This is a genomic window from Abyssisolibacter fermentans (assembly GCF_001559865.1).
Classification (GTDB): Bacteria; Bacillota; Clostridia; order Tissierellales; family MCWD3; genus Abyssisolibacter; species Abyssisolibacter fermentans.
This window is the reverse complement of sequence record NZ_LOHE01000054.1, coordinates 41,662-48,846: the sequence shown is the minus strand read 5'-3', so window position 1 is coordinate 48,846 and position 7,185 is coordinate 41,662. Positions and strand designations below refer to the sequence as shown.

Genomic DNA, 7,185 nt, shown 5'->3' with positions numbered 1-7,185 from the left:
TGCTGTAAGTTTCTGAATTAGAAGTTTTCAGTGAATTCGAAGGCATACTGAGTTGGTATGTCGAGGATTTAATGGACATCTTCTAATGAGAAAGATGCAGTATAGTATTTAATTTTCTATGAATAATCTGGGTTTAATATAATTAGATGAAATAACTATATAATTGATTAAATTTAGATGGGAGAGAATACTTATGGAGGTAAGAAGGCTTAATATAGGTGATGCTGAAAAAGTTATTGATATGCTAGAAAATTTTAGGTCAGAAAAAATAACAGGTGACAATGCTATTAAATTCTTAAATGATAAAAAGAACTATTTAGTTGCATGTTTAAATGATGACAAAATCGTAGGATTTATTTTAGGATATGAATTACAGAGATATGATAATCAAAATAATATGATGTATGTACATGAAGTGGATGTATTATCTGAATATAGAAGACAGGGTATTGGGAAAAAAATAATGTATGAATTAAAACAAATATGCAAGAGAAAAAATTTGTGCAAGATGTTTCTTATTACAAGAAAATCAAATATACCAGCTATAAATCTTTATAAGACAACTAAAGGAAAATCAAGTAATGATGATGATATAGTTTTTTGGTATGAGAGTGAATCATTCTAGTAAATATATAAAATTAAAGCTATTAAATTACTCATTTGATAATCAATGTTATATAAATGCATAAATGTGATAAAAATATAATAGAAAGCATAAATTTTTTACTGCTAAAAATTGAAATAGACGTTATTATATGATACCATTAAATAATGAGTATTAACTAGGAAGGAAGGATAATTATATGGAAAATAATAATGATAAATCTAAAATTCCATCTAACTTTATTAAAAATATTATAAATAAAGATTTAGAAGGATACTTATTAGACAAAAAAATTCATACAAGATTTCCGCCTGAACCAAATGGATATTTACATATAGGACATGCTAAGTCAATATGCTTAAATTTTGGTTTAGCTAAGGAATATGATGCTCCTTGTAATTTGAGATTTGATGATACTAATCCAGTAAAGGAAGATACGGAGTATGTAGATTCTATACAAGAGGATATAAAATGGTTAGGTTTTGATTGGGAAGATAGAAAGTATTATGCTTCTGATTACTTTGAAAAGCTATATGAGTATGCGGTCAAGCTTATAAAAAAGGGGAAAGCATTTGTTTGTGATTTAAGTGCAGATGAAATTAGAGAATTCAGAGGAAATTATGAAAAGCCAGGCAAGGAAAGTCCATATAGGAAAAGAACTATAGAAGAAAATTTAAAATTGTTTGAAGAGATGAAGAATGGTGTTTATGGTGATGGTGAGAAAGTTTTAAGAGCTAAAATAGATATGGCTGCTCCAAACATAAACATGAGAGACCCTGTAATATATCGTATAGCTAAAGTAGAACATCATCGTACAGGTGAAGAATGGTGTATATATCCAATGTATGATTTTGCACATCCATTGTCAGATGCACTTGAAAATATAACACATTCTATTTGTACTTTAGAATTTGAAGATCATAGACCATTATATGATTGGTTTTTAAAAGAGCTTGAAATAGAAAATCCTCCAAAACAAATAGAATTTGCTAGACTAAATTTAACAAATACAATAATGAGTAAAAGACATTTAAGAAATTTGGTTGAGCAGGAAGTGGTAGAAGGATGGGATGATCCTAGAATGCCTACTATTTCTGGATTAAGAAGAAGAGGATATACTCCTGAAGCTATAAAAAATTTCTGTGAAAAAATTGGAGTTGCTAAAAGCAATAGCCTTGTAGATATATCAATATTAGAACATTGTATTAGAGAAGATTTAAAAGATACTACAAGGACTACAATGGCAGTTTTAAACCCCCTAAAGATAATAATAACAAATTATCCTGAAGGAGAGGTTGAATACTTAGATGCAGATAATAGTAGAACTAATTCTGAACTAGGAAAGAGAAAAATACCTTTTGCTAGAGAAATATATATTGATAGAGAAGATTTTATGGAGAAGCCGCCAAAGAAATTTTTTAGGCTTTATCCAGGAAATGAAGTTAGACTGAAACATGCATATTTTATAAAATGTGAAGAAGTGATCAAAGATGAAAATGGAAATGTCATAGAGCTACGATGTACTTATGACCCAGAAACTAAAAGTGGTACTGGATTTACTGGTAGAAAAGTTAAAGGGACACTCCATTGGGTATCAGCAAAGCATAGTCTTAAATCTGAAGTTAGGTTATATGATCATCTTATGTTAGAAGATGAAGCAGGAGAAAATATAATAAATGAAAATTCGCTTAAAATATTAAAAAATTGCTATATAGAAGAATCAATGAAAGATGTAAAAGCTGGTGAAAGGTATCAGTTTATGAGACATGGTTTCTTCATTTGTGATAAAGCTGGAGAAAAAGCAGTTTATAACAGGATAGTATCATTAAAAGATAAATGGAAAAAAATAAAGAATAAGAAATAAATATATTAGGGGTATATTAAAACACAACGTTTTTATATACCCCTTTTTAGAATTTTTAGTTCTAATAATAACAATTACAAAAAATAATAACTAATAATAAGAAGAAAAATAATAATGAACTACCATTACAACAATCCGACAATCCACTAAAAAGACCTTTTATATCAGACATTCTTTAACCTCCTCAGATATTCAAAATATATAATATATTATATGCTAATATACTATTAATGTGAATTTATTGGAGAATAGAACATAAGGTACATGAAAAAAATAAATTAGTCAGATTATGACTAGTTCATTTTTTTATGTACCTTAATTCTAAATAGTATACTTTGATAATGGTAGAGATATACATTCAAATAAAAGTGTATAAATAGCAGTACTAGAAAGTATACTTGGCAAAAATAATGCTATTACAAATAGTGTTGGAAACACAACTAATGATAAATACTTCATATTTCTCCTTCTTTTATTGCTGATAATTGGTTTATTTGGGTGATCAGCAGGAGAATATATATATAATAAAACTATGCATAGTATAAAAATTATTATTTTATAAATATTGTTAGGAACAATATTTATTGCCAAAACTATGGCAGTAGAATATATAGCTAGAGTTAAAAAGAAACATCGCCAATATGTACTTGCGTGTAAACCACCTGCAAAAATTCTTAAACTACCAAAGAATAACATTACAACTATTAAATTTTGTGTCAAATGAAAAAAATAGAAGATAAATAAATACATAATGGTTTTAGAAAGTTCATTAAATAGACATTCAAAACCAAACTGTATTTTTAAGACTTCTATCTCACTTAAATTTGGATTTTGTTTTTTAATATGCCTTGTCAAGTATTGAGCGAATCTGTCCAAGTTTTTCCTCCTTTAGTTCAAATTTAATCATAAACTCAGTTTCAAATTCATTACTTAGTACATCAATAGTACCTCGGTACTTTTCGACAAGTTGTTTAACTATATATAAACCATAACCGTGGTCACTTTGTTTGTGAGTCTTAGTACTAAAACCTCTTTGAAAAATATTCTTTTTAGTTTCATCATCTATAACTGGACCATTGTTTGCAATAGATAGGTGATAGATGTCATCTTCTATATAGGTAGCTATAGATATTACCTTATTATCTTCCATATCAGTAGATAATAACGCTTCAAGTCCATTATCTACTATATTACTTACAATACTTATTAAATCAGTATCATCAATATCTAATACGTCAATAGAAACTTCAATAGAAACTTCAAAGTTAATGTCTTTTTCAAAAGCTACATTACTTTTAACAGCAAGTAAGCCATCTAAATAATCATTACCTGTATCATTTATCTGATAACCGACCTTTAAGTCTGAACCAATTTTACTTAAATAAGCTTGAATTCTGTCAACGCTATTAGGTTTATTTAGCAAGCATATAGCATAAACAGTATTTATGTGATTTGCAAAATCATGCTTTTCTTTTCTAACAATGCTTATTAATGATTCTAAATTATGTACATGCTCTTGTTGAAGAACATATTTTGATTTAACTTTTTCTAGATTCACTATCTTCTTAAAATTTATACAGATAATTATAACAAAGCCTAAAAACAATGTTAGTAAAAGAATTTCATATATAATAATATAATTTTCCTGCTTATTCATAATGCTGTTTATTGTAACAAGTAAAACCTCTAATATAAATAAACAAGATAAAAGATAGGTATCTACTAAAGACAAATTCTTTATGAAATCTGCAAGTTTAAATTTTTGATTATAAACATGTGTAAAAATAAGAATTAAAAATTTCGCTAATATGGAAACAAAATAGTAAAATTCGCTTAATGAAGCATCTAGGAAAGGTTTAATAGTAATAATTAAAAATATCTCAAAGCATATGTAAGAAGTAAAAATAAGCAAAACCGTTCTAAATATTGGTAAAAAAAAGTGTTTTCTATCTAATATAGATATAAGAAATACAATAAAAAGCGTAACTGCAAATGTATGATATCCAAAAGGTATATTATAAGTAGACCAAAAAGTGAAAATTGAACTCAAAATAGAAAAAAGAAAAATTTTAATAATAATTTCTATATTTACTTTTTTATTATACAGAGTAGCATAATAAGTACTTATTAATAATACATTTTCAGTTAAACAACTAATATATTCAAAATATGAATCCATAAATATCACCTACCATTAATATTAAACCTTACCCTAAATTATTTAAGTAATTCTTTTGGGCATTCTTTTTGCTCAGAATGAATCAAAGATATAGAGTTTACTGTAAATGTACCAACAAGTAAGCCTACCTTAGCTAATAAACTTTTTTTCATAATTTCTCCTCCTTTTTAAGAAATATTTTATAATTGCAATTGCTATGGATGTTAAAAACAAAAATAAATCCATAATTAATTATAGCATATAATAGTAATATGTAAAATAAATATAATATATTATATATTTTAACAAAATTCTTCATAAAATGATATAGTATTAAAAAAATATATATGTAAGTTTACTACTTTAAGATAAAAGACAACATGCCAAGACATAGTTCAATTCATTATCCATTATGTGTAAATTACATATCAATATATTAAATTATATCATGTTTTCCTTAAAAAGAAAATAGTACGAACAAAAGAATGGTTTTTTGCATCAAGTTACTTTATATATATTTTATCTTAGATGTTTAATCACAAGTACGTAAATAGATATCTAAAACTAGCTACATTAAAACTAAATAAGTTTTAATCTTTTTGTATTGATTTTTTAAAACGTATGATATATACTGCTACTAGCATATTTATTGAATTAAATATTTTGCTTTTTTATATCGTTATTTTTTATTAAATTGTGAGGTAAATATTTATGCAATGACACTATTCTGCTATTTCCAACAAAATTATTTGTTAATGATTTGACATTCTTTAATAATTATTACTTTCTCTAATTTATAAATTAGAGCAGGATTGTTATGTTGTTTATAGAATAAAAATAAATAACGAGAAATATTTAAGATTAGTAGGTGATTAGTATTATAAGAAAAAAATTAGGTGACTTGTTAGTTGATGTTGGTAAAATTTCTAAAGAACAGTTAATAGAGGCTTTAGATGAACAAAAGAAGTCAGAAAATAAATTAGGAGAAATACTAGTTAGGGATGGCTATGTTTCTGAAAAAGATATAATACAGGTTTTAGAATATCAGTATGGTATACCGTATGTAGATTTAGACAAATATTTTATTGATCCTAACACAACTTCATTAATAAGTGAAAAATTAGCAAAAAAACATACTTTAATACCCATAAAAAAAACTGGAAATACTATATTGGTATCTATGCTAGATCCTTTAAATTTGTTTGCTATAGATGATGTTGAAATTGCTACTGGTTTAAAGGTACAACCAGCTATATCTACTAAATCTGACATTCTTAGACTAATTGATAATTATTATGGAAAGCAAAGTGCAGAGAAGGCTGTTGAAGATTTTAAGAAACAATATAATGTAAAAGATTTTGATAACATAGATGAACAAGTTTTGAATGATATAAACAATGCACCAGTAGTAAGATTAGTGAACTCAATAATAAGACAAGCAATAAAGGCTAGAGCTAGTGATATACATATAGAACCATTTGAATCAAGAGTAAGAATAAGATTTAGAATTGATGGTAACTTGCAAGAAATAATGACACCTTCAAAATCTACACATTCAGCGATTATAACAAGAATTAAAATAATGGCTAATATGGATATAGCTGAAAAAAGATTGCCTCAAGATGGAAGAGTAGAGATAAAACAAGGTGATACAGATGTGGATTTGCGAATTTCAATACTTCCTACAGTCTTTGGAGAAAAAATTGTTATAAGATTATTAGATAGAAATAATTTTATAAAAAGCAAATATGATTTAGGCCTATCTCATAATAATATTATCAAATTTAGTGATATGCTAAAAAATCCACATGGAATAATATTGATTTCAGGCCCTACAGGTAGTGGTAAAACAACCACTTTATACACAATATTAAAAGAGTTAAATACTATTAATAAAAATCTTATAACTGTAGAAGATCCTGTAGAATACAGCTTGGATGGTATAAACCAAGTTCAAGTAAACAGCAAGATTGGTTTAAATTTTGCTGATGGATTAAGGTCAATATTAAGACAAGATCCTGATATTATTATGATTGGTGAAATAAGAGATACAGAGACTGCTCAGATAGCTGTAAGGGCAGCAATTACAGGACATTTAGTTATTAGTACTATTCATACTAATGATGCGCCGTCAACTATTACTAGATTAATAGATATGGGTATAAAACCATATTTGATATCTGGTTCAGTCGTTAGTATTGTAGCACAGAGATTAGTTCGAAAGATATGTCCTGTGTGCAAAGTAAAATATAAGCCTGATGAATATGAAATGAAAACATTAGATATAGATAAAAATACCTTTCTTTATAAAGGGAAAGGATGTAGTAAGTGTTATAATACTGGCTATATAGGTAGAACTGGAATTCATGAAATTATGTACATTGATAATGAAATACGTAATTTAATAGATAATAAATCTTCGATAACTACAGTAAGGTTAAAGGCAAAAGAAAAGGGAATGATATCATTAATTGAAAATTGCAAGGAACTTGTGTTAAAAGGCATTACAACTATAGATGAATTAAGTAGAATTACATATATGATGGAGTAGGTGAATAG

The 7,185-nt window shown here is 26.5% G+C and carries 6 protein-coding genes; 3 read left to right on the top strand and 3 right to left on the bottom strand.

The features are described 5' to 3' along the window. Positions 1-193 precede the first annotated feature (193 nt). Both AYC61_RS09135 and AYC61_RS09130 read left to right on the top strand, forming a co-directional pair. Positions 194-625 (top strand): GNAT family N-acetyltransferase, encoded by a 432-nt coding sequence (locus tag AYC61_RS09135; RefSeq protein WP_066500350.1) that lies wholly within the window; start codon positions 194-196, stop codon positions 623-625. A 178-nt stretch (positions 626-803) separates the two neighbouring features. Beyond that, the gene (locus AYC61_RS09130; protein ID WP_066500346.1) at positions 804-2,468 is read left to right on the top strand and encodes a glutamine--tRNA ligase/YqeY domain fusion protein; all 1,665 of its coding nucleotides are present in this window, start codon (positions 804-806) and stop codon (positions 2,466-2,468) included. A 321-nt stretch (positions 2,469-2,789) separates the two neighbouring features. Here the strand turns inward: AYC61_RS09130 and AYC61_RS09125 are convergent, their stop codons facing one another. Genes AYC61_RS09125 through AYC61_RS20680 form a run of 3 tightly spaced genes read right to left on the bottom strand, consistent with a single transcriptional unit; the run spans position 2,790 to position 4,799 of the window. Further along, on the bottom strand, positions 2,790-3,344 hold the full coding sequence (locus AYC61_RS09125) for an accessory gene regulator ArgB-like protein (protein ID WP_082759880.1): 555 nt from the start codon (positions 3,342-3,344) through the stop codon (positions 2,790-2,792). Continuing rightward, positions 3,307-4,647 carry a sensor histidine kinase gene (locus AYC61_RS09120; RefSeq protein WP_066500340.1) on the bottom strand — a complete coding sequence of 447 codons (1,341 nt, stop codon included), beginning with the start codon at positions 4,645-4,647 and terminating at the stop codon, positions 3,307-3,309. Before AYC61_RS09120 ends, AYC61_RS09125 begins: the two co-directional genes overlap by 38 nt. A gap of 38 nt (positions 4,648-4,685) precedes the next feature. Then, a complete protein-coding gene (locus tag AYC61_RS20680; RefSeq protein WP_082759879.1) occupies positions 4,686-4,799 on the bottom strand; it encodes an AgrD family cyclic lactone autoinducer peptide in 114 nt (37 codons plus the stop codon). Positions 4,800-5,494: 695 nt separating this feature from the next. On the opposite strand from AYC61_RS20680, the gene AYC61_RS09115 reads away from it, so the two are divergent. Next, a complete protein-coding gene (locus AYC61_RS09115) occupies positions 5,495-7,177 on the top strand; it encodes a GspE/PulE family protein (RefSeq protein ID WP_202906821.1) in 1,683 nt (560 codons plus the stop codon). Positions 7,178-7,185 lie beyond the last annotated feature (8 nt).

What these genes read in the sequence shown, in the direction of transcription:
- AYC61_RS09135 (WP_066500350.1), top strand. Translation starts at nt 194, where the DNA reads ATGGAGGTAAGAAGGCTTAATATAGGTGATGCTGAAAAAGTTATTGAT.
- AYC61_RS09130 (WP_066500346.1), top strand. Translation starts at nt 804, where the DNA reads ATGGAAAATAATAATGATAAATCTAAAATTCCATCTAACTTTATTAAA.
- AYC61_RS09120 (WP_066500340.1), bottom strand. Translation starts at nt 4,647, where the DNA reads ATGGATTCATATTTTGAATATATTAGTTGTTTAACTGAAAATGTATTA.
- AYC61_RS20680 (WP_082759879.1), bottom strand. Translation starts at nt 4,799, where the DNA reads ATGAAAAAAAGTTTATTAGCTAAGGTAGGCTTACTTGTTGGTACATTT.